Genomic DNA, 24,276 nt, shown 5'->3' with positions numbered 1-24,276 from the left:
TTACTCTATAAATTTTTTGAGTTATAATTTTAATTAGTAGATTTATTAAAAAAAGCGAGGTATCTTATGAAAATAGCAGTAGTAGGTGGGGGAATAGTAGGAGCTACATGTGCTTATTATTTGTCAAAAGAACAAAAAAATGAAATAGTAGTTTTTGATTATGGCGTTGGTCAAGCTACAAAAGCGTCGGCTGGTATTATAAGTCCGTGGTTTTCTAAAAGACGTAATAAACCTTGGTATAAAATGGCTAGATTAGGGGCTGATTTTTATTTGAAATTAGTTAAAGATTTAGAAGTGGCTGGTTATAATACTGACTTTTATTCACAATGCGGAGTATATTTATTGAAAAAAAATGAAGATAAGCTACCTGAGTTAAAAGAACTTGCTGAAAGTCGTAAAGAATTATCACCGATGATAGGAAATTTAGAGATAATCTCAAAAGAAGAGGTTCAAAAGATAATTCCTAGCTTCAATAACAATGGAGACGTACTGTATGCGAGTGGTGGTGGACGTGTAGAAGGAGAGAGGTTCGTTAATACCTTACTTACTGCCTCGAAAGCTAATGTTGTTAAAGAAAAAGTTAGTCTAAAGATTGTGGGAGATAAATATGAGATTAATGGACAGGTTTTTGATACTGTTGTTCTTGCGACTGGTGCGTGGTTAAAAGATATATTAGAGCCCCTTGGTTTTGATGTTGATGTTCGTCCGCAAAAAGGTCAACTAAGAGATTATAAAGTTTCTGATGAGAATACAGGCTCTTATCCGGTTATTATGCCTGAGGGTGAATTGGATATTATTCCATTTGAAAAAGGTGTTGTTAGTGTTGGAGCGACGCACGAAAATGATATGGGCTTTGATTTAACTGTTGATAAACAGCGACTTGATGCTTTTGGTGAAGAAGCGGAGAACTTCTTAGGTGAATTAAAAAATGCTCAGATAATAAATGAACGCGTTGGAATTAGGGCTTATACTAGTGATTATTCTCCGTTCTTTGGTGAAGTTCCAACATTAGAAAATGTTTATGCGATTAGTGGACTTGGTTCTTCAGGTTTAACTACAGGTCCAATAATAGGCTATAGTATAGCGAATATTATTTTAGGTAATAATATAGAACTAGATCCACAAGATTACAATATCGAAAACTACATAACATGTAAGTAAGAGGGAGTGACTCAAAAATCGTGATTTCGGAGAAATCGATTTTTTAGAGTCACTTCCGCACAGTTTATTAGATATCTAAAAAACTTTTATAAAGAGAATTTAGATGCCAATAAACCACTGCGTCTATGAGTTCTCATATACACTTTGTTAAAATTTAGGACTTTTGGGTTAGCCCCTAACAATCAAAAAGCACTGGACGATTTTGTTCAGTGCTTTTTAATGTTTTGAATTGTTAATTATTTATGTGCTAATTCTTTAGCTCCGCGGTGACTTAGTACTGCGAATACGATACAAAGAACTGCAGATGAAAGAAGTACATAAAGACCTCCAGACCATCCTACACGGTCAACAACGAATCCGATGAACCAAGTACCGAATGAAGCACCCACGATGTAACTCATGAATCCTCTTAGACCAACTGCGTTACCAACAGCAAATGATGGAACAACTTCCATAGTTTGAACTGATGCTAAGAATTGTGGTACATAGATTAGACATCCAGAAAGGCTGGCAAATACGATTACCCATACTAGAGAAGTACTTTCCCAATATCCGATTAGACAGAAGAAAATGATAACCATTGCACCGATTGCTGGAGGCATACGGTAACCTTTGAATACTTTATCAGATAGGTATCCAGCAAGAAGTGTTGATGGAATAGCAGCCCACTCGAATAATGTGAAGGCGATACCCATTTGTCCTTTTGTGAATCCTTTAGTTTCTAATAAGTAGATTGGAAGCCAAGAGATTAATCCGAAACGAATTAAGTATACGAATGTATCAACTAGAGATACATACCAAGCGTGTTTGTTTTTTAATACGTAGTTTACGAAGATTTGTCCTGCACTTAAGTTTGCAGCTTCTTCTGGTACGTGTTTTACTTCTACTTTTTGAGTTTCACCAGTGATTTCTTCCATTGTTGGTAGACCTTCGTTTTCTGGTTTTCCTTTAACTAAAACAAGGATGATGATAACGAAGATAATAGCGATAATTGCTGGGAATACGTAGTATGCTAATTTCCAGTGTTCTTTACCAAAGATGAAGAAACCTAATGTAACGATACTTGCTACGATTCCTCCACCGATGTTGTGAGAGATGTTCCAAAGAGCAGTCATACGACCACGTTCTTTTTTAGGGTACCAGCTTGCAAGTGTGATGAATGCTGGTCCAACTCCCATACCTTGGAAAAGTCCTAGTAAGATTACTAAGATTGATACTAAGAATACAGTGTGACTAACTCCAAGTGCTAAGTTTACAGATGCACAAAGGAAAAGTCCAAGAGCCATATATTTTTTTGGATCGGCTTTATCTGATAAACTACTCATGAATCCTTTACTTAATCCATATGCAAGTAACATGTAACTCATGATTGCACCCATTTGAGTTTTAGAAATTCCTAAAGATGCTTTAAGATCACTACTCGATAAACTGATGTTATTTCTAACAATATAGAATGCCATATATCCAAGGAATACTCCAAGGAAAGAAATAAATCTTAATTTTTTATAAGTTGGCATAACTTTATCGGCAGGAACTGTATGTGATTTAGCTTTAGGCTTTAAAAATGATAACATAAAATATGTTCCTCCTAGAATTATTGTATATATAAATTTGAATAACTGAAAACTATGTGTTATATCAGCATGTAAAATTATATACTACAGAGGGGAGGTTGTCAATAGTTTTTTAAATATTAGATAATATTATTTTTTTCTTAATGTTTAAATAGTGGATATTGATATTTTGTGAAAATATAGCATTTTCATGAAAATGAACTTTGTAAATATTTTTCACAATTCACATATAAAAATAGCTACAAATGTAGCCTGAAATGTAAGAAAAAACCTTACAAACTAGGTAAGGTTTTTTCTTTTATTTAGTATTTTTAATTTCAATGGTAAAAACGATATATCCAGTTATATTTTAAAATTTACAATAATTTAATATGCAGCTGAAAAACAAAATTATTGCGGTTGCGGAATTTTAATATAAATACTTTGTTTATATTTAATAATAATATTTGTTATATTAATAGAGAGTATTAAAATCTGTTATAATATTTAGGTTATGGTGTGTTATAATTCGCTGTGCTATAATAAAAGTGAAAATTAAAGTATGGATAGGTATAAGATTATGATTAGAAATTCTAAAATAATAGCCACTCTAGGCGATGCAACTGATAAAGTATTACGAAAAATAGTAGAGGGTGTAGCGGATGCTGTATTGATAGATTCTTTTTATGGAAGTAATGAAGAGAATATCGAGAGAATAGAGAAGATTAAGTCTTTAAGAGAAGAAGTAGGTAGAGATTTAGCTATAATTTATGATGTGGATCACATATATGCTCAGAATAAATATAAACTTATTAGAATTGATGAAGAAAAAATATATTTTGCTTGTAAAAATGACGTCGACTTTGTTGCGTGTCCTTTTGTTGGTAACTTAGAAGAAATTACAAAGGTGAAAGAGCTTATTAAATCACATGGAAAAAATATAGGGGTTATAGTTAAAATAGATTGTAAAGACGGTTATGAGAATCTTGATGGAATACTAAAGATTGCAGATGCAATTATGATTAATCGTGATGAACTTGGGGTAGACATTCCCTATGAAGATTTACCGGGAATTCAAAAAGATATTGTAAGAAGAGCTAACGAAGCTGCGAAAGTAGTTATTTTAACAACTCAAATGCTATATTCTATGGTTTATAATCCAAGACCGACAAGAGCTGAAGTATCTGATGTTGCGAATGCAATTTTTGATGGTGTTGATGCGGTTATGTTAATAGAGGAGACTGCGATTGGGGATTATCCGTGTGAAGCATTAGAGGTCGTAGATAAAATCATAAGAACTGTTGAAAAAAATAATGCTGTTGATGCCGAAAGATTCGAAGTTGATGACTATAAAATGAGTATTTCTCACGCTGTTTCAATGACAACCAAACACCTTTTAGAATCAGTAGATGTAAAAAATATTGTTACCTATACGAAGTCAGGAGCAACTGCTCGTTTTATTGCGAGGTATCGTCCAAATGTGCCTATACTAGCGGTTTTACCTGATAGAGAAAGTGCTAGAAAGTTAATTATTACTAGGGGAATAGTGCCGTTCATCGAACCTAAGATGTTAAGTATGGAAGAAATGTTAAGTAATGCTGCTTTATATTCTAAAAAAGCTGGACTAGCTGAAGCTTTTGATCTCATCTTAATAACTGCAGGTCAACCAGATACGGGGGAAGGTATTGTGCCGCCTACAGATTTTGTATATGTAAGCAAAGTTGATTAATTAGAAGTTAATATACTCGGTAGGTTTGAACATTTATATTTAAATTATTTATCATAGTTTTTAGTAGGCGGTGTTCTACATGTTATAGTTTTAAAATTACCGGAGGTATTTTGCGGAGCTGATAAAAAGGTCCTAAATTTTAACAAAGTATATGAGAACTTATAGACGCAGTGGTTTATTGATATCCCAATTCGTTTTATAAAAGCTTTTTAGATGTCTAATAAACTTTACGGGAGTGACTCGACAAAATCTTGTTTCTACGAAATCACGATTTTGTCGAGTCACTCCCTTTTTCTTTTATAAAAAAATAGCACAACGTTTGCATTTTATGATATAATTGAATATGGATTGCTATACGTATAACTATAGGCATATTATGTGTGGTAATGATATTATTAATCAAAGGAAGGAGATTATTTATGATAGCTGAATACTTATCAGGAGTAAGTACGCTAACACTAATTATTCATTTATTGGATATACTATTAGTTTGGTTTTTAGTCTATAAACTACTAAGTTTATTAAAAGGTACTCGTGGTATGCAACTTGTTAAGGGTATTTTAATTGTTATTGGATTAAAAATATTCTTTAACTTTATCGGATTTAGGACGATGACATACATATTTGAACAAGTGGTAACTTGGGGAGTATTAGGTATAATGATTATATTCCAACCGGAATTAAGACGAGCTCTTGAATATATAGGAAGGGTACAGCTGTCTAATATCTTCAATATTAACTACAAAGATGTTCAGAAAGATTCAACTGAACATATTATAAAGGCTGTTGTCGATTCATCTAGACATATGGCGCGCCGAAGAATAGGTGCGTTAATCGTACTGGAAAATAATACGGGACTTGATGAGTATGTAGAAAGTGGGATTACGGTCAATGCTGAGGTGACGAATGAACTTATAATTAATATTTTTATTCCAAATACACCTTTGCATGATGGTGCTATGATAATCGATGAAAATAAGATTCGTGCTGCGAGCTGTGTTCTACCTCTATCGGATAATAGATCAATAGCTAGTAGCTATGGAACAAGACACCGTGCTGCTTTAGGATTGTCTGAAGTTACAGATGCTATAATAATCGCTGTATCTGAGGAAACAGGAAAGATTAGCGTTTGTCAAAATGGAATTTTAACTTCGGATTTTTCAACAGAGGATTTAACGAAATTTTTGGAGAAAAATTGGAAACAACAAGAGAAAATAATTAAATAAGAGGTGATATTATGCAACTAAAAGAAAATAATAAGTTAAAGTTAATATCATTTTTAATAGCGATACTATTGTTTTTATCGGTTAATGAGAATTTTAAAAACTTCTCTGTTCTCGGAGATAATACTAGTGATAATGCAACGGCTTGGGTAAGCGATGTTCCACTGGATGTTGATTATGACAGAGATAAACTTTATGTAGTAGGTATTCCAAATACTGTATCTGTGAAATTATCTGGGACACAAACGAAGGTTCAGAAAGAAAGTATTGCTAAAAATTTCAAGGCGAAATTGAATCTTAGAAATGCCCAAATAGGCGATGATCAGAAGGTTAGAATTGAGATAGAAGGTTTAGAAAGAGGTGTAGATGGAACTGCGGAACCATCTACAATAACGATATCTATTAGAGAAAAAGCGACAAAAGAGTTTAAGGTTACACCGATAGTAAAAAAAGAACGTCTATTGATTGGGTATGAGGTAGATAAACTTAGTGTATCTAATCCGACTGTTAAGATTTCTGGAGCTATAGAGAGTCTTGATAGAATAAATGAGGTTCGTGCGGAGAGTGATACTCGTACGAAACTTAATAGAAATACTAGAGAAGAAGCTAAGTTAGTAGCCTATGATAGTGATTACAATAAGATTGAGGACATTCAGATAGAGCCAAATTCAACGGTTATGAATATCGAACTTAAAAATATAGAAAAAGAAGTTCCTTTAGAGGTAAATACTATAGGTACTCTTCCATCAGGATTAGAGCTGATTAGTGCGACTGCGGATGTTTCTAAAGTAACCATTAGGGCAGAAGATACAGTAGCTTTAGCTAGGATAACAGAGATGTTTGTTGATGTCGATTTAAGTGATGTTAAAGAAGAAATAGAAGAACGTAGCAATTTGAAGATTTATCCTAAAGAAAATATTCGAATTGCGACGGATACACCGATTGTTAAAGTAACAATTAAGATAAGGAAAAAATAATTATGGCAGATAAAAAATTAATATTTATGGCTGTTAATATGCTTGTTACAGTTCTTAGTTTAGCTATAATAATTGCGACGATGTTTATAGAAAATCAAAGGGTTAAGACTACTGCGATTTTTGTAGCTATAACTATATTAATAGTTCAAAAAATAGTAGAGATAAAAGTAATCAAGGAAACTAGAAAAATCAGCATTTTGATATTGTGTATTATTATTGCTGCGACAGGTTATTTTGGTTATAGATTGTTTTAAAATATGAAGAAGAGCAGAGGGAGCGAGGGTTGATCCAAAAGACCTAAATTTTAACAACGTGTATATGAGAACTCACAGACGCAGTGGTTTATTGATATCTAAAATCGCTTTAGAAAAGCTTTTTAGATATCTAATAAACTGTGCGGGGGTGACTCGACAAAATCTTGTTTCTAGAAATCACGATTTTTGAGTCACTCTTTGTGCCCCGCATAGTTTATTGTTTGTCATAAGTATCTTTATTAGATATTTAGATATAGATAAACTATTGTGATTACTTAGGATTTTGGTTTAGTCAACCTTTAAGCTCTTTGGTAAATTTGTAGGAGATGTTATGGATAGACTATTTTCATCAAAAATATATATAAATCATAGATTTAAACTTATCATGTTATTAGACCTACTAACGGTTACGTTAGGTATTTTGGCATCGATATTTTTAGGTAAGGCATCAGATCCGTTTGCTTTACTAAATGGACATTATATTGAAATATTAGAATTTCTTGTGATGTCACTTGTAATATATACATTTAGTTTTTATTTGTTTGGTACTAATAAATCACTATGGTCATACTTAGGTGTTAATGAGATAGTAAATATTTGTATTTCAGTAGTTCTTGGGGATTTGATTACGAGTATTCTTTATCAGTATATGCTACCTGATACATTTTCAAATGTTAGATTTGCTATCTTCTCACCTTTATTAATAATAGCGGGTATGATGTTTACAAGAATGTTATATCGTGCCTTACGTGAGAGAGAAGCTGGTAAGTATGGATCTAGTACTTATAAAAATACATTTATAATCGGAGCGGGAGATGCGGGGTACATATTATTAAAAGAGTTATCTAAAAATAATATTTTCCGTGCTAATGTAGTTGGTCTTATAGATGATAACCGAAAAAATTCTGTAATTAGTGGTGTTACAGTAGTTGGGACAACTTATGAATTACTAAAACTTATTCCAAAATATGAGGTAGAACAAGTATTCTTAGCCATTCCTTCGATTAGTGCTTATAATAAAAATAGAATATTAAATGTTCTGAAAGAAGCTAGTGTTAGTGTTAAGGTAATGAGTTCTGGTGTTGCTGTAGAAGACGGAGAGAGTATTTCTAAACACTTAAAAGATGTATCTATCGAGGACTTATTAGGACGTGGAGAAGTGAAGCTTTCTCAAGGGGAGATTCGTTCTTATATTAAAGGAAAGAGTATCCTTGTTACGGGTGCTGGTGGTTCGATTGGAAGCCAGATTGTAAGAGAAATATTCAAATTCAAACCTAGTCAACTTGTCTTGGTTGATGTTAACGAGAATGCATTATATATGTTAGAACGTGATTTAGATTTTGAAAAATCACATAGTAAGGAATACGAGGATATAAATTATATTTCTGAAATAGTAAGTATTCGTGAAAAAGATGCGTTAGCTGAGGTATTCGATAAGTATAAACCGAGCGTAGTGTTCCATGCGGCAGCGCATAAACACGTACCTTTAATGGAACGTCGTCCACAAGAAGCGATTAAAAATAATGTCTTTGGGACAAAAAATGTTATGGATGTAGCCATCGAAAAAGAAGTAGAAAGATTTATTATGATTTCTACAGATAAGGCGGTAAATCCTACGAATGCTATGGGTGCTTCGAAACGTTTAACAGAGATTATTTTACAATCAAAAGGTAATAAGTACAAAACGAAATTTGCTGCTGTTAGATTTGGTAATGTATTAGGTTCAAATGGTTCTGTAATTCCTATATTTAAAGAACAGATTAAAAAAGGTGGACCTATCACAATTACACATAGAAATATTATTCGTTATTTCATGACGATTCCAGAAGCGGCGCAGTTGGTACTACAAGCTGGATATTACGCAAGTGAAGGGGAAATCTTCCTATTAGACATGGGAGAACCCGTGAAGATTATAGATCTTGCGACAAACTTAATTAAACTATCAGGATTAGAACCATATAAAGATATAGATATCGAAGAAATCGGACTAAGACCTGGTGAGAAAATGTATGAAGAGTTATCGCTTGATTACGAAAGCAGTGAAAAGACTGATAACCAAATGATTTATAAAAATACAACCTTAGATATTGACGTTGAGGAACTAGATAAAAAACTAGTAGAGTTGAAATCAATGTTAGGACATTCAACAAATGAAGAAATTCGTAGCAAGTTATTTGAAATAATAAATTGTTATAACGGATAAAAAAGAAGGGCGATTCAAAAGTGATTTTGAGTCGCCTTTTTAGCTATAGGAATGACTTGAAAATCTTGATTTCTAAGAAACAAGATTTTGGAGCATCACTTGCTAGCTAGTTTTAGAGAGTGTTATTTTTCTACGTTTTTAGTTTTTTTAGCTATATAGTTATTTATAATCAAAGCTAGCAGCATAGGTAAATTCATAAAAAATACTTCAATCACAAATAATATGATTTTGTATTTTTGTTTGAAATCTGAACCAAGTTCTCTATCTAATATTGATAATAGCGCGATACCAAATAAAACATAGAATACTAGAAATATGTAAAATCTTTTTTTTATTTTTTCTGCGTTTACCATAGCAACCTCCCTGAAATCGCGTATTGCGTATTTACTATGAATATGGAGTGGCTCAAAAACTATAATCTCTTAAGAAACAAGATTTTATCGAGTCAGCCCCTTTAGTAACTTTAACATAACATAAAAACTTTAAAAATTAAAGACTGATAAAAACTTTATTTTTATGGTATAATAAAGATTAGTGGTGTTTTTTACTAGAGATAGTTAACACAACACTATTTAGAAGAAGATTTAATAATTGAGCGCTGATTTCAGAAGAATAACTTTTTTGAAGTTGGTGTTTTTTAGTTGCGAAGGAATAAAGTATAACGGGTTATATTACTCTCCCGGATTATCTTTGATATTTCAATAGATGAATATAGTGTGGTATAATATTTAAGTGAAATAAATAGAAAAGATTTAAGATGTAGGGGCTGACCCGAAAGACCTAAATTTTAACAAAGTGTATATGAGAGTTCATAGACGCAGTGGTTTATTGATATCTAAAATCGCTTTATAAAAGCTTTTTAGATATCTAATAAACTGTGCGGGGGTGACTCTGAAAAATCGATTTCTACGAAATCACGATTTTTGAGTCGCTCCCTTTCTAATTGATAGTGAGGTGATTAAATGAGTAAAGTTGCAGGTAAGGTAACGAAAGTTGAAAGCAAAGGATTATATATAAAGCTAGAAAATGGCAAAGATGCATTTTTACCAAAGGAAAATATGTTTATAGGTAAAAAGAAAAAGCTAGAAGAGATTTTTTCTGTTGGTTTTGTTATTAAAGCCGAGGAGAAGAGTACAAAGGATTCTTTAGTGATTTTAACCCAAAAAGAGTTGAAACAAGCAGAAGGTGAGAAGAAAAAAGTAGAGAAAAACTCTAAAGAAAAACAGAATAAAAAGAAAAATAAACCGAAATCACCGATTAAAAAAGAAGCTAAAGAACAACCTGAAGTTCAGAAAAAACAAGAAGCGCAGGAAGAAAATCAGAAGCCTAAACAGGAGACAAAAACTCTAAAAGACTTGAAAAAACTTCAATTTATAGGAAATATGAAGATTTCTGTAGGGAAAGGTAAGAAGAGTAATATTACCGAGTTATCTGAGGAGAAAGAAGAAAAAAAAGAAATTCCTCCAGCACCAGAAGGATTATTAGAAGATATAATTGCGACTACAAGGAAAGCTGAAGGTAAGTTCGAAAAAATTAAGAAAGAACTTCAAGAAAGAGGTTATCTAGATGGACATTAATATTTTATGGCAAAAAACTGATAAAATAGCACTAGGTCTATCAGGGGGAGTGGATTCTATAGCTTTATTTCATTTGCTTGTTACAAAGTACAAAGAGAGTTATAAAGAATTAGTGGCGTTCCATATAAATCATGGTCTAAGAGAGCAGTCTTATGAAGAAGCCGAGTTTGCAGAGAATTTTGTTAAAAACTACAATGTTAAGTTCTACAAAAAAGAGCTAAATATGAAAGATTTAGCAAGAGATAGTCATACATCAGAGGAAATGCTCGCAAGAAAACTACGTTATGAAGCTTTTGAGGAAATGTCTTCATTAGAAGGCGGCGTGAAGTTAATAACTGCTCATCACAAAAATGATCAGGTAGAAAATATCCTTATGAGACTACTTAGTGGACGTAGTGTGGATTATAATTTGATGATAGAAGAGAAGACGAGCATTGGAAGCCTAGAAGTTTATCGTCCACTATTAAATGTATTAAAAGCAGACCTTGAGCAGTATGCTGATAAAAATGACTTGAAATACTATGTAGATTCAACAAACTTCGACACTGATTATACTAGAAATAATATAAGACATAATATTATACCATTGTTAAACGATGTAAATGCAGCGAGTTTTGATAATTTGATTAATTTTTCTAGTTATTATCAAAATATTAATACTGAGTTGAAACATAAAGTATTAGAGGCTAAAAATAACTATATGATTTCACTGGAAGAAGATAAAGTTGAATTAGATAAGAAAAAATTATTAAAAAATACCAAAGAAGAGATTTATTTCTTGCTACGAGATATATTAGCAAATAATTTCGGTATTTTTGATGTGAAACAAAGAGCGCTTTTTACAATAATAGAAGACTTGAAAAATAGAAATAACAATAAAAGTTATGATTTGAAAAATAATTTAAAAATTATTAGCGAATATAATAGTATTTATATTCATAAAATCGAAAAAAAATGTTATAATGATAAGATAGAATTAATAATAGATGAAGTGGATATTAATAAAGTTTATACATTTCATCAGAGTAATTTTCTAATAACGACAACTAATAGCTCATCTGAGGTTGGGTTTAATAAAGAGGATTTGCCTTTGATAGTTACGACTAAGAGGGATGGCGATCGAATTCAAAGAGGTAAGGTTAGCAAAAAACTTTCACGTCTTTTTATCGATGAAAAGATTCCCAAGGAACTTAGAGACAAACTTCCAGTAATTCGCAACAAAGATGGGGTTTTAGGAGTTTTAGGAATAAATACTAAAGTCAACAAAAACAAAAAATATGATTATTATATAAACATGAAAGGATAAAACAGTGGAAAATTTATTAAAAGATATCGAGAAAGTTCTATTTACACACGAGGACATCGTAGTTGCTAGTAAAAGAATTGCTAAGCAAATTGAAGAGGATTATAAAGATAAATGTCCTGTTTTAATTTGTACATTAAAAGGGGCATTACCTTTTATGGCAGAACTTTTAAAACACATTGACATTCACGTAGTTACTGACTTTATGGATGTATCTAGTTATCATGGAGGAACTGAATCTTCTGGTGTAATCAAAATCAAAAAAGATTGCGGAATGGATATTGAAGGACGTCACGTAATTATCGTTGAAGATATCGTAGATACAGGAAGAACTCTTAAAGCACTTATTGAAAACTTAAAAGAAAGAAAAGTAGCTTCTGTAGCATGTGCTTCATTAGTAGACAAACCAGAAACTCGTGTAGTTGATGTTGAAGCTGATTACATCGGTATAGTTTCACCAAATGAATTCTTAGTAGGATTTGGTTTAGACTATGATGAGAGATATAGAAACTTACCTTATATCGGTGTTCTAAAAGAAGAGATTTACTCATAATAATATTTTAATCAAAAAAGGTCAAAATATTAGTCAAACTTTAGTTATATATGGTAAAATAAATTATGTTTAGAAAAATGATAGGAGGAAGATTGTCTATATGAATAATAAAAAAAGGCAAAACCCTATCCTTGGTATGCTTGCATTAATCGTAATCGCGATTGGGTTATTTGCATATTGGCAGCAAGACTTACCTGGGACAACTGAAAAAATAGACTATGCTAAACTTGTTCAGACTATTAAAGATGACAAGGTTAAAGAAATAAGTCTACAAAGAAAAGATGAGAACTACAATGTTAAAGGTACATACTCAGAAGGAAATAAAAACTTCGAGAGTGTAGTTGCAGCATCTGATTCTGAAGTACAAAAACAAATTAATGAAAAAGCTAAAGATGGGAAACTAAGTGTAGTAGAATATAAACCAGCTGAGAAAACTGGAGCAATTCTATCATTCTTAGGTAACATTATTCCGCTTATCTTGTTTATGGGTGTTTTAGTGTTCTTTATGACACAAATGCAAGGTGGCGGTGGAGGCAAAGTAATGAGCTTCCAAAAATCTAAAGCTAAAAAAATCGATGGTGGAGAAGCGAAAGTTACATTCAAAGATGTAGCTGGAGCTGATGAAGAAAAACAAGAACTTGCAGAAATGGTTGAGTTCTTAAAAGATCACCGTAAATTCACTAAGATGGGTGCTAGAATCCCTAAAGGTGTCCTACTAGAGGGGCCTCCAGGGACTGGTAAAACTTTGCTAGCTCGTGCTGTAGCTGGTGAGGCGAAAGTACCATTCTTCTCAATCTCAGGATCTGACTTCGTTGAGATGTTCGTAGGGGTTGGGGCAAGTCGTGTTCGTGACTTATTCAAAGAAGCTGAAAAAAATGCGCCATGTATCATTTTCATCGATGAGATTGATGCTGTAGGACGTAAACGTGGAAGCGGAGTAGGTGGAGGAAATGACGAACGTGAACAAACACTTAACCAACTTCTTGTTGAAATGGATGGATTCGATGGTGAAAAAGGTATTATCGTAATTGCGGCTACTAACCGTGCTGACGTATTAGATAACGCCCTTAGAAGACCGGGTCGTTTCGACAGACAAATTAAAGTTTCTACACCTGATGTAAAAGGTCGTGAAGCTATTCTTAAAGTACATGCTAAAAACAAACCACTTGCTAAAGGTGTTGATCTTCGTTCATTAGCGGAAAAAACTCCAGGATTCTCTGGTGCGGATCTTGCAAACATTCTTAACGAAGCGGCATTATTAGCAGCTCGTGAAAACAAATCTAGTATTGATAAAGAAGATCTAGATGAAGCGATGGACAGAGTAATCGGTGGTCCAGCTAAACGTAGTAGAGTATACACTCCAAAAGAAAAACGTTTAGTGGCTTACCACGAAGCAGGTCACGCAATCGTAGGTATGGTACTTGATAGTGCTGATAAAGTACAAAAAGTTACTATTATCCCACGTGGTGATGCTGGTGGATATAACCTTATGATTCCGGAAGAAGAAAAATACTTCCAAACTCGTACAGATTTAATCGACAAAATCTGTGGATTACTTGGTGGACGTGCTGCAGAGCAAATCTTCTTTAATGAAGTATCTACAGGAGCACACAATGACTTCGAACGAGTAACAGCCATTGCTCGCGCGATGGTTACAGAATATGGTATGAGTGATGCTGTAGGACCAATGCAAGCTCCATTCCACGATCCATATGGTGGACGTCAACTTTCAAGTATCGGTAACTACTCAGAAGAAATGCTGAAAGAAATCGATATCGAAGTTCGTAAAATTATTAACGAATGTTATGCTAAAGTTCTTCACATTATTGAAACTCACAGAGAACAATTAGAACTTATTGCACAAACACTTATCGAAGTTGAAACAATCGATAGAAAAGAAATCGTTGCTCTTTACCAATTTGGAAAAATGCCAAAAGACTTAGATGAAAGAGAAGCAGATCAACTAGATAAAGTAGTTAATAAGAAATACTACGAAGAAGAAGCTCGTAAAGCCAAAGAAGAAGCCGAGAAAAAAGCTCAAGAAGAGGCTGAAAACGAAGAAGATAAAGTTAAAAAGGTTGAAGAAAAAGACCTAGAAGACGAAAAATCAAAAGAAAAACCTTCTGAAGAAGAATAAAAAATAAACCCTAGATTTGGAATTAACCAAGTCTAGGGTTTTGTTATACTCTTTTAAAAAGTTATTATATCGGTGTTTAGATAATATTCATAATCTAAAGTGAGCGATAAATGAGCGATAAATGAGCGATAAATTCTATTTTCTCACTTTTCTTCTCGTAAAGAAGTGGACTGTCGAAATCACTAATCCAAGAATAATTATATAAATTACCTGAGAAAATACTAATGGTGTAAAGTGATTTTTTAGGATAAATATATTAACTCCAACACCTATAATTGCAGCGATACTTAACATAGAAAGTAGTGCAAGTTTGTATTTATTCAGAGGTAGGCTGACTTTTGCAACCATACATAATCCATTTATTAACGCAAGAAGGAAACAGATGAATTTCGCTTGTGAATTGTCTGTGATAGCAAAGTTTGTCAGTAGTACTGTAGCTACTAAAATACCGCCACCGATTGCAGCGTTTGTCAGTATGTCCTTCATGAAGTTATTACTTGCTTTTTCTTTATTCGCTTCAAAAGTTAGGAAGAAGGATGGAATACCGATTGTTATCGCTGAAATTATCGTAAATTGAATCGGTATAAATGCAAACTCCAGGGCGAAGATTACACTAAGTATTGAGAAGACAATCGAGAAGAATGTCTTTGTTAGGAACAGTGAAGCTACCTTTTGAATGTTATTAATAACACGACGACCTTCCATGAGTATATCGTAGAATACTCCGAAGTCATCTGTTAAGAATACAATGTTCGATACACTTTTTGCAGCACTAGTAGCACCATTCATAGCAAAACTAATATCAGCTTTTTTCAAGGCAAGAACATCGTTAACACCATCTCCACTCATAGCGACAGTTTTTCCAGCTTTTTGTAATACGGCCACCATTTTCTGTTTTTGTTCAGGGGTAACACGTCCGAAAATATCATTCTCAAGAATAGTTTTTTCAAAGTCCTCTTCAGTCACTTTAGTCATGTCAATAGCCTTAGCATCTTCTTTGAAACCAGCTTTCTTAGCGACGCCATACACTGCTATATGGTTATCTCCGCTGATTATTTTTACTTCAACACCTTGTGATTCGAAGTATTTGAATGTTTCTTTTGTATTTTCCTTAATCTCATCTGATAGAACTACATGTCCTACAAGTTTCATATTAGTAGGGGTGTTTGTACTATCTTCAGTATAGGCTAATGATAAAATTCGATAACCTTCTTTTTTCAGATTCTCGTAATATTCATCCATTTCAGCTGAGAAGCCTAAAAATTCATATGCCCCGAAGAAATATGTTCCACCGTTTTTTAGTTTTATAAATGAATATTTATTTTTACTAGAAAAGGCTCCTAATTCTTTTACATCCCATTGTTTTTTGCACGTTAGATGATTTTTTAAAGCTCTAGATGTTGCATTTTCATCATCGAAATATGCAAGATAACTTGATAATTTTTCTGCAACTTCATCATCAATTTCTACAACATTCATATTACCCGTAGTGATAGTTCCTGTTTTATCGAAACAAAGAACATCTACTCTAGCAAGAGTCTCAACACAGTACAGTTCTTGAACTAGAACTTTCTTTTTAGCAAGCTTCATCGCAGCAACCGCAAGAGAGACGCTGACAAGAAGGATTAAACCTTCTGGAATCATGCCTACTAAAGCTCCAGCACTACGGAGAACTATTTCCACATAACCACGTCCTAGACTAGCACCACGCATGTATAGTATAATTGCGACAGGAATTAATAGAATAGATATAACTTTTAAAATTTTATCCATATAGTCACGAAGCTTAGATGGATATTTCTTAAATTCTTTAGTGCTTTTAGCAAGCTTATTAATATAGCTATCCTCTCCGACAGCAATAGCTCTTACTAAACAACTACCACTAACTACGTTGCTACCACTCATTACTTTATCGTTAGTAGTCTTAAAGATGTTGTCACTTTCACCAGTTAACAGTGATTCATCGACCTCGATATTACCTTCAATGATTTCGGCATCAACAGGAATCTGATCACCGAGATTTAAGTGTAGATATTCTCCAAGGACGATTTCTTCAGAATCTATATTTATTATTTCATTATCACGATTTACTCGGTATTTACTTCTACCTAGTAAACTCAATTTCTCAAGGGTATTTTTCGAACGAACTTCTTGAAAAATACCAATTGCAGTATTTATAGTAATTACACCTAAAAACAACATATTTTCAAATCTAAGTGTTGTAGCTATAAATGCTGCTAAAACTAAGTTCATAGCATTGAAAAAAGTAAAAATATTAGAAAAGATAATCTCTTTTGTAGTCTTATAAGGTTTTATTTCACTAATATTTTTTTTCGCTTTAGTTACTTCTTCACTAGTTAAATATTTCATTCTACCTCCGCCATAATTATATTTTTAATTAGTTTTTATTTTATCACACTTTAGTATAGTTTGGAAAATTAAAGTATGGGAGTGACTCGAAAATCGTGATTTCGGAGAAACAAGATTTTGTTGAGTCACCTCCGCACAGTTTATTAGATGTCTAAAAAGCTTTTAAAAAACGAATTTAGATATTAATAAACCACTGCGTCTATGAGTTTCCATATACACTTTTTAAAATCTAGGACTTTTGGGTCAGCCCCTTATCTATATATAGACTGTAAAAAATAATATCGTTGTATTTTCGTGCATATAATTATTATCGAAAATATGTAAAAATATAGAGAGGTAGTTTCTTTTATTAAGGTAAGTAAATTAAAGATAACAATTCAATTTATATTTAATTTCTATAAAGAGTATAAATTAAATTTTTGAGTTAGATTAGCTTTTGACAAAGTATAAATAGTATGAAATAATAAAGATGTATATAGTTAATATTAATTAATATAGTTACACTTTAAACGACGACGATTAGTTAACTAAAAATTAAATGATTTTAAAAATCGTATTACGAGTCGTTTATTAACTTTTTTATTATAAAACCAGGTACAAAAGATGTGCTTGGTTTTAATTTTTGCTAGAAAACCTATATCAAATATAAAAAAATAAAATCCATTTAAATTCATAAAAGCGTTTTATCTGAAAATAACCTTTGTTTTTCAGATAATATATGTTAAAATATAGAAATATGCTTTAAATACACTTAAAAAGATAGGAGATGAAGGAATGACACTGACTAAAAAGACAGCCGTTAGTGTGCTGAGTGCAGCATTACTACTAGGAAATATCAGTACATTTAATTACGGAGTATCATCAAAAATAACATTAGCTCACGAAGATAAAAAAGATGAGCTATCAAATGTTTCGAAAAGTGAAGAACATAAGTTCCAAAATGATGATAAAGTAAAAGTAATTGTTAAGTTAAAGGGTGATGTTGATCCTAATAAGTTAAAAACTAAAGAAGGAATTAAAGAAGTTACCGAATCAACAAAAGCACCCAGGGAAAAGGCATTAAAAGATATTAAAGATAAAGGTATCGATTATGAAAAATTGTTTGAGTACGATACATTAATGAATGGTTTCGCCTTAGAAACTACATTCTCAAATGCTAAAAAAATTCAAGAGTTAGATTTTGTAGATACTGTTGAAATGAGTGTTAGCTACAATAAACCAGAAAATATAGCGAGCGAAGAAGAGAAGAAAGAAAGTACTGAAACTAATGATTTTTCTAAAGCATTAGATAGTTATAATCTTATTAATATACAACCTCTTTGGAATAAAGGATATAGAGGACAAGGAAAAGTTGTTGCAGTATTAGATTCAGGACTTGATCCGAATCATCCAGTGCTTAGATTATCAGACAATTCAAAATCTAAATATAAAACTAAAGATGAAATTGAAAAAATAAAAAAAGAAGTGGGTATAGACTATGGTAAGTGGTATAGTGAAAAATTACCATTTGCATTCAACTATAACGACTGGAATAATGATATTAAACAAAGTGCATATAAATCACATGGGATGCACGTTGCTGGGACTGCAGTAGGTAATCCTAAGGAGAAATTCACAAATGGTGATTACGTAACAGGTATAGCACCTGAAGCACAGTTAATTTTTATGCGTGTATTCTCAGATACTAAAAATGCAGGAACAGAGTCTTATATTTATACAAAAGCGATAGAAGACGCTATTAAACTAGGTGCAGATACGATAAATCTTAGTTTAGGTTCACCGGCTGGTTCAGTAGTAGAAGTAGGTGACGGTTTAGTTCGTGCGATGGATGTTGCGAAAAAAGCAGGTGTTAATATAGTTGCAGCGGCTGGGAACAATGCATTCTTCGCTAGTGGACAAACCAACCCAAGTGCAGCTAATCCTGATTATGGAACTGTGGGAAGACCATCGGTTTCAGAAGATGCAATTTCTGTAGCAAATATAAGCAACAGCGTTCTTAACAGAGAAGTGGCGAATATCGAGCAGCTTAAAGACAACGCTGATTTCGATAATGGAAAAATGCCAATTTTCAGTTACACTAAACAATTCGAGAAAAAAGCATATGATTATGTATATGTAGGAGTTGGTAAAGCGGAGAACTACGCTGATAAAGATTTAACTGGAAAAATTGCCCTTATCCAACGTGGTGGTAATAGCTTTGAAGAAAAAGTTAAACTAGCTAAACAATACGGAGCAGCTGGAGCGGTAATCTACTTCAATGAAGGAGATACTATTTACAATCTGACATTAAATGGACAAGATAAAGATTTCCCTATAGTAACAACTTATTACAAATTTGGTAATGAACTTTCTGCTCATGAAGGGGAATATAAAATAACATTTAATGGTACTTGGGATAAACAAGACAATCCTAAAAAAGGTGAATTCGATGAATCTACTGGTTGGGGAATGAGTGTTGATGGATACTTAAAACCTGACGTAACAGCGCCAGGAGGAGATATTTTATCATCTTATAATGATGGAAGATATGGTCTAGATAGTGGAACAAGTATGGCTTCACCACACGTTGCGGGAGCAATAACACTTGTGAAACAAGTATTATCTGAAAGATTCCCGAACTTAAGTGCAGAAGAAATTCAAGGCTTAGCGAAGAGATTAATCATGAGTACGGCCAATCCACAGGTATATTCTGATGGCTATACAACAGCATATAGATCACCACGTCTTCAAGGTGCAGGTCTAATCGATGCGAATAAAGCAGCATATGGAGATCTTTATGTGACTGGAGAAAATAACTATGGAAGTGTTTCTCTAGGAAATGTTGGGGATAAATTTACTTTTAAATTAGTATTACACAATTTAGCAGATAAGGCTCAAAGCCTACAATATGCAGCTCACCTAACTACAGATAATTATTATGGTGAAGATGCTGGAGTAGATTGGAATGGTAAACTTACAATGACTCCTAAGAAGTTATTGACAACTGATTGGGCTACTGTAGAAGTTCCAGCAAAAGGTGAAAAAGAAGTAGAAATCACAGTTGATGCTACGAACTTCAAAAAAGAGCTAGAAAAAGTATTTACTAATGGATACTATCTAGAAGGATTTGTAACTTTCTATGATGAAGAAAGTGCATTAAAAGCTAATATTCCATTTGTAGGATTTAAAGGTCAGTTCCAAAATCTACCAGTATTAGAAAAACCAATTTATTCTATGAAGAATGGAGAAAAACCAACATATGAGTATGGTTATACTTCAAACCCTAATAACTGGGATTCGTTAACAGAAATGAACTTCACAGGAGTATTAACAACTTATAAAGAAGATAAAAAAGATAAGAGAACACTAGCAGGAGCATATGTAAATCCTGTTACTGGTGAAAGATTCTTTACTGATAAAATCTTCTTCTCGCCAAATGGTGATGAGATTTATGATGAAATAGGTATGAGAGGGGTATTCTACCGTAACTTCGAAAACCTAAAACTTTCAGTATATGCTAAAGATGATGTAGAACGTAAGAACCCACTTTACCAAAATGGTAATGGTTCTGGTAACAAAAACTTCTACAATAATACTGGTAAGAAGTACACATCATTAACTATGACAAACTGGAAAGGTGTTGACAATAACGGTAACCCTCTTCCAGACGGTGAGTATCAATATGTAGTTTCTTATAGCGCAGCAGTAAGTGGTGCAGATATGCAAGAGACAACGTTCAATGTAGTAATCGATAGAAAAGCTCCGAAAATTACAGGTGCTAACGGTGGTTACTATGATGAAGCAACTCGTAAATTCACACCATATCCAGTACTAGAAGATGGAAGTGGAGTATTCTATAAAAAATTAAGCTATGGGAAAAATACTATTGCAGCAAATGAAGACGGAAGTTACACAATTCCAGAAGGTGTAGAATTAAAAGATATTACTTTTGAAGTAAAAGACTTTGCAAATAATAAAGATAGTATTAACTTATCAAATGTTGAAGGTAATGGTAAAGGAAGTCTAGAAGTAGAAGTTAAGAAAGGTGATGGAACTGGAAATAATTCACGTCGCTTGCGTTTTAAAATCACTAATGAAAAAGGTGAAATCGTAGGGGAAGACTTCTCTAGAAATAAACGTACATACCAAGCATTACCATTCGGAAAGTATACTGTTGAAGTAGTAATGGTTGATGGAGAGTACAAACTACTTACACCATCAAAAGTTGATTTCGAAATAACAAAAGATAAACCAACAAAAGAGGTTGAATTTAGAGTAGATGAAATTAGCAGAAATGCAACAGAAATCAGCTTTGATAAACAAGTGCCAGCAGGAACAAAAGTTTATGCAGTAGCTCAAGATGGTACTAAAATATCACTTCCAACAAGTTTATATGGAAAAAATGCCTTCCAGAAAAACTTAGAAAATGGAACATATACAATTCAAATAGTAACACCTGAAGGATATACTCCAGCAGAAAATAACTTTGAATTAGTAGTAAAAGATGGGCACAATAAGAAACAAGTTGTTCTAAATGTTGCAGAAAAAGTAGCAAGTGTAGGAACTACTGAGAATTCTAAAGCACAAGGTACAGTAGATTTCACTGAGAAAAAACTTTACAATAATTATAAACTTGTTGTAACAGAACCAACTGCAGAAGAGAAAACAAATATCCAAAAACAATTAACAGAAGGTAATGTAGACTTAAGCAAATATGATGTTGAATACTTTAACATTCATATTGTAGATGCAACAGGAAAAGAAGTTAAGGTTCCTGGTGATAGAAATGTAACTTTAGATTTAGCGAAAGCTCCAGAGCGCTTCTTCCACGAAAAAGATGGAAAATTAACAGCTGTAAGCAGTGTTAATTATGCAGATGGTAAGCTTACATTTACTACTGATAGCTTCAGTAACTTCGTAGCTTTAACTCCAAAAGATGCACCAGTAGAGAAGAAAGCAGAAGTGAATAAAGCAGAGCTTCAAAAAGCAATAGAAGCGGATAAAGCGTTAGATGAAACTAAAGAGTACAAAAATGCAACTATCGAAGCTAAAGATGCATATAACAAAGCATTAGAGGCAGCTAAGAAAGTTCTTGAAAACGAAAATGCAACTCAAGAAGAAGTAAACAGTGCAGTAGCAAGCCTAAATAAAGCTAAAGAAGCATTAGCTAATTCACAACAACCAGAAGTGAAAAAAGAAGTAGACAAAGCTAAATTAATTGAAAAATTAAAAGAAACTGAAAAACTTCAAACTGAGGTTAAATTTAAAAATGCAGGACAAGATAAAAAAGATAACTTCATAAATACTATAAAAGAAGTGACAGCAGTTCTTGATAACAAAGATGCAACGACAGAAGAAGTTACAGCAGTGTTAGAAAAATTACAACAAGCTGAAAATACTCTTGATGGTAAGGAAGTAGAAGTTCCGAAGCCAGCGGCTGAAGAGTCTAAGAAAGAGGAGCCAAAATCAGCGACTGAAACTCCGAAGAAAGAGGAGGCAAACCCGGCGACTGAAACACCAAAAGAAGAGCCAAAACCGGCAGCTGAAACTCCGAAGAAAGAGGAGGTAAACCCGGCAGCCGAAACACCAAAAGAAGAGTCGAAACCGGCAGCTGAAACACCAAAAGAAGAGCCGAAACCAACACTTGAGGAACCTAAGAAAGAAGGCAACAAACCTCAACCAGAAACACCAAAAGTAGATAAGAAAAAACTAAATGAACAATTAAGTCATTTAGCAGAAGTTAATGAGAAAGATAGTTTTGAAAGTGCAAGTGCAGAAGATAAGAAAGCTTATCTAGATGCAGTTCAAAAAGTACAAGAACTATTAGCTTCAGCAACTGCTACTCAAGAAGAAGTAGATAAAGCATTAGAAGCGTTAAAAGAAGCGGAGAAAAAAGTTTCTAAAAAATCAATTAAAGATATCCTAGGAGGTTTCGTTGGAAAAGAAACTAAGAAAGAAAGTACATTTAATGTAGATGAAGATTTCGGAAAAGTTTCAAAATCTAATTCATTATTACCGAAAACAGGATTAGATAATAATGCGACAGCTTACGCTGGAATAGCAGTCCTAGCCTTAGTAGGATTAACTGTTTATGTAAAACGTCGTAAACAAAAATAAGATAAAATATATCGACTTCAAAAGTTAGGATTTAAACCCTGGCTTCTGAAGTCGAATTTTTAGTGTTAATAAGTATTTTTAGTAGAGATTTATAAAATAAGGGAGGGAGTGACTCAAAAATCGTGATTTCGTAGAAATCGATTTTGTCGAGTCACCCCCGCACAGTTTATTAGATATCTAAAAAGCTTTTATAAAGCGAATTTAGATATCAATAAACCACTGCGTCTATGAGTCCTCATATGAACTATGTTAAATTTTAGGACTTTTGGGTCAACCCCATCTTAATGTTAGACAGGAAGTTTAATAAGGTATATAATAATAACCGAAATGGAGGAAGTATTTAGAATATGGAAAAACTAGATTATTTAATAAAAACACTAAATTCAGAAATAGAAATACCAGAAACGGAACAAGAAAAGAAAGATTTGTTTAGATCATTGATGAACACATGGAAAGTATCGGAGTTACCGAGTGAATTCTATGAAGTTCAAGATGAATATCTACAAGAGATTCTAAATGCTAAAGGAATAACAAGAGTAGAAGATTTAACAGAAATTGAAAATAATATTTATATATGGCAAGGAGATATTACAACATTGGAAGTAGACGCTATAGTTAATGCAGCGAACAAGGTTCTACTAGGATGTTTAATTCCTCTACATAGATGCATCGATAATGCCATTCACACGCAAGCAGGGATACAACTTAGAAAAGAATGCGATGATATTATGAAAGCACAAGGAAGTTTTGAAAAAACAGGGCAAGCTAAGATAACAGCTGGCTATAATTTACCAGCTAAACATGTTATTCATACTGTTGGACCAATAATATATCGTGTCGTTGAAGAAGATGATAAGGAACTTCTTGCTTCATGTTATAGAAATTCGCTAAAACTTGCTGTAGAGAATAATCTTAAGAGCATTGCTTTTTGCTGTATAAGTACGGGAGAATTTAGATTTCCAAATGATCTTGCTGCTAAAATAGCGGTTGTTGAGGTTAAGAAATTCTTGAGAGAAAACCCGGATGCTGATTTAAAAGTAGTATTCAATGTATTTAAAGATTTAGATAAGAAGTTGTATGAAGAATTGCTAGGTTAAGAAAGTTAAAAAATAGTTAGATTATATTCAGTTTGAAGTTGAA

15 protein-coding genes are annotated in these 24,276 nt (G+C 32.9%); 12 read left to right on the top strand and 3 right to left on the bottom strand.

Annotated features, from left to right (window positions below; genetic code table 11):
- Positions 1–66 precede the first annotated feature (66 nt).
- The gene (locus RWN11_RS00360) at positions 67–1,161 is read left to right on the top strand and encodes an FAD-dependent oxidoreductase (RefSeq protein ID WP_314159814.1); all 1,095 of its coding nucleotides are present in this window, start codon (positions 67–69) and stop codon (positions 1,159–1,161) included.
- 236 nt (positions 1,162–1,397) lie between these two features.
- Here the strand turns inward: RWN11_RS00360 and RWN11_RS00355 are convergent, their stop codons facing one another.
- Positions 1,398–2,735, bottom strand: a complete 1,338-nt coding sequence (locus tag RWN11_RS00355; protein ID WP_314159813.1) for an MFS transporter — start codon at positions 2,733–2,735, stop codon at positions 1,398–1,400.
- Positions 2,736–3,276: 541 nt separating this feature from the next.
- Here RWN11_RS00355 and RWN11_RS00350 point away from each other — a divergent pair.
- The 5 genes from RWN11_RS00350 to RWN11_RS00330 all read left to right on the top strand — a co-directional run bounded on the left by RWN11_RS00350 (position 3,277) and on the right by RWN11_RS00330 (position 9,100).
- Positions 3,277–4,443 carry a pyruvate kinase gene (locus RWN11_RS00350; protein WP_314159812.1) on the top strand — a complete coding sequence of 389 codons (1,167 nt, stop codon included), beginning with the start codon at positions 3,277–3,279 and terminating at the stop codon, positions 4,441–4,443.
- Positions 4,444–4,862: 419 nt separating this feature from the next.
- Positions 4,863–5,669 (top strand): diadenylate cyclase CdaA, encoded by an 807-nt coding sequence (gene cdaA / locus RWN11_RS00345; RefSeq protein WP_314159811.1) that lies wholly within the window; start codon positions 4,863–4,865, stop codon positions 5,667–5,669.
- A gap of 11 nt (positions 5,670–5,680) precedes the next feature.
- The gene (locus tag RWN11_RS00340; RefSeq protein WP_314159810.1) at positions 5,681–6,643 is read left to right on the top strand and encodes a CdaR family protein; all 963 of its coding nucleotides are present in this window, start codon (positions 5,681–5,683) and stop codon (positions 6,641–6,643) included.
- Positions 6,644–6,645: 2 nt separating this feature from the next.
- Positions 6,646–6,897, top strand: coding sequence for a hypothetical protein (locus RWN11_RS00335; RefSeq protein WP_314159809.1), 252 nt, complete (start codon positions 6,646–6,648; stop codon positions 6,895–6,897).
- A gap of 331 nt (positions 6,898–7,228) precedes the next feature.
- Complete coding sequence (locus RWN11_RS00330) at positions 7,229–9,100, top strand: nucleoside-diphosphate sugar epimerase/dehydratase (protein ID WP_314159808.1); 1,872 nt, start codon at positions 7,229–7,231, stop codon at positions 9,098–9,100.
- Positions 9,101–9,222: 122 nt separating this feature from the next.
- Here the strand turns inward: RWN11_RS00330 and RWN11_RS00325 are convergent, their stop codons facing one another.
- The gene (locus RWN11_RS00325) at positions 9,223–9,453 is read right to left on the bottom strand and encodes a hypothetical protein (protein WP_314159807.1); all 231 of its coding nucleotides are present in this window, start codon (positions 9,451–9,453) and stop codon (positions 9,223–9,225) included.
- Between the two features lie 609 nt (positions 9,454–10,062).
- Here RWN11_RS00325 and RWN11_RS00320 point away from each other — a divergent pair.
- From RWN11_RS00320 to ftsH, 4 genes are all read left to right on the top strand, one after another.
- On the top strand, positions 10,063–10,677 hold the full coding sequence (locus tag RWN11_RS00320) for a S1 RNA-binding domain-containing protein (RefSeq protein ID WP_314159806.1): 615 nt from the start codon (positions 10,063–10,065) through the stop codon (positions 10,675–10,677).
- Positions 10,667–11,983 (top strand): tRNA lysidine(34) synthetase TilS, encoded by a 1,317-nt coding sequence (gene tilS, locus RWN11_RS00315; RefSeq protein WP_314159805.1) that lies wholly within the window; start codon positions 10,667–10,669, stop codon positions 11,981–11,983. The genes RWN11_RS00320 and tilS overlap by 11 nt, the downstream gene beginning before the upstream one ends.
- 4 nt (positions 11,984–11,987) lie before the next feature.
- Positions 11,988–12,533, top strand: a complete 546-nt coding sequence (gene hpt, locus RWN11_RS00310; RefSeq protein WP_314159804.1) for a hypoxanthine phosphoribosyltransferase — start codon at positions 11,988–11,990, stop codon at positions 12,531–12,533.
- Between the two features lie 100 nt (positions 12,534–12,633).
- Positions 12,634–14,670, top strand: coding sequence for an ATP-dependent zinc metalloprotease FtsH (gene ftsH, locus RWN11_RS00305; protein ID WP_314159803.1), 2,037 nt, complete (start codon positions 12,634–12,636; stop codon positions 14,668–14,670).
- A 135-nt stretch (positions 14,671–14,805) separates the two neighbouring features.
- Here the strand turns inward: ftsH and RWN11_RS00300 are convergent, their stop codons facing one another.
- Complete coding sequence (locus RWN11_RS00300; RefSeq protein WP_314159802.1) at positions 14,806–17,040, bottom strand: HAD-IC family P-type ATPase; 2,235 nt, start codon at positions 17,038–17,040, stop codon at positions 14,806–14,808.
- A gap of 774 nt (positions 17,041–17,814) precedes the next feature.
- On the opposite strand from RWN11_RS00300, the gene RWN11_RS00295 reads away from it, so the two are divergent.
- A complete protein-coding gene (locus tag RWN11_RS00295; protein ID WP_314159801.1) occupies positions 17,815–23,136 on the top strand; it encodes a S8 family serine peptidase in 5,322 nt (1,773 codons plus the stop codon).
- Between the two features lie 347 nt (positions 23,137–23,483).
- On the top strand, positions 23,484–24,233 hold the full coding sequence (locus tag RWN11_RS00290; RefSeq protein WP_314159800.1) for a protein-ADP-ribose hydrolase: 750 nt from the start codon (positions 23,484–23,486) through the stop codon (positions 24,231–24,233).
- Positions 24,234–24,276: the final 43 nt, after the last annotated feature.

It is taken from the genome of uncultured Gemella sp. (assembly GCF_963519265.1).
GTDB lineage: Bacteria > Bacillota > Bacilli > Staphylococcales > Gemellaceae > Gemella.
Note: the sequence above shows the minus strand (reverse complement) of the source record. Positions and strands in the feature narration are given on the sequence as shown.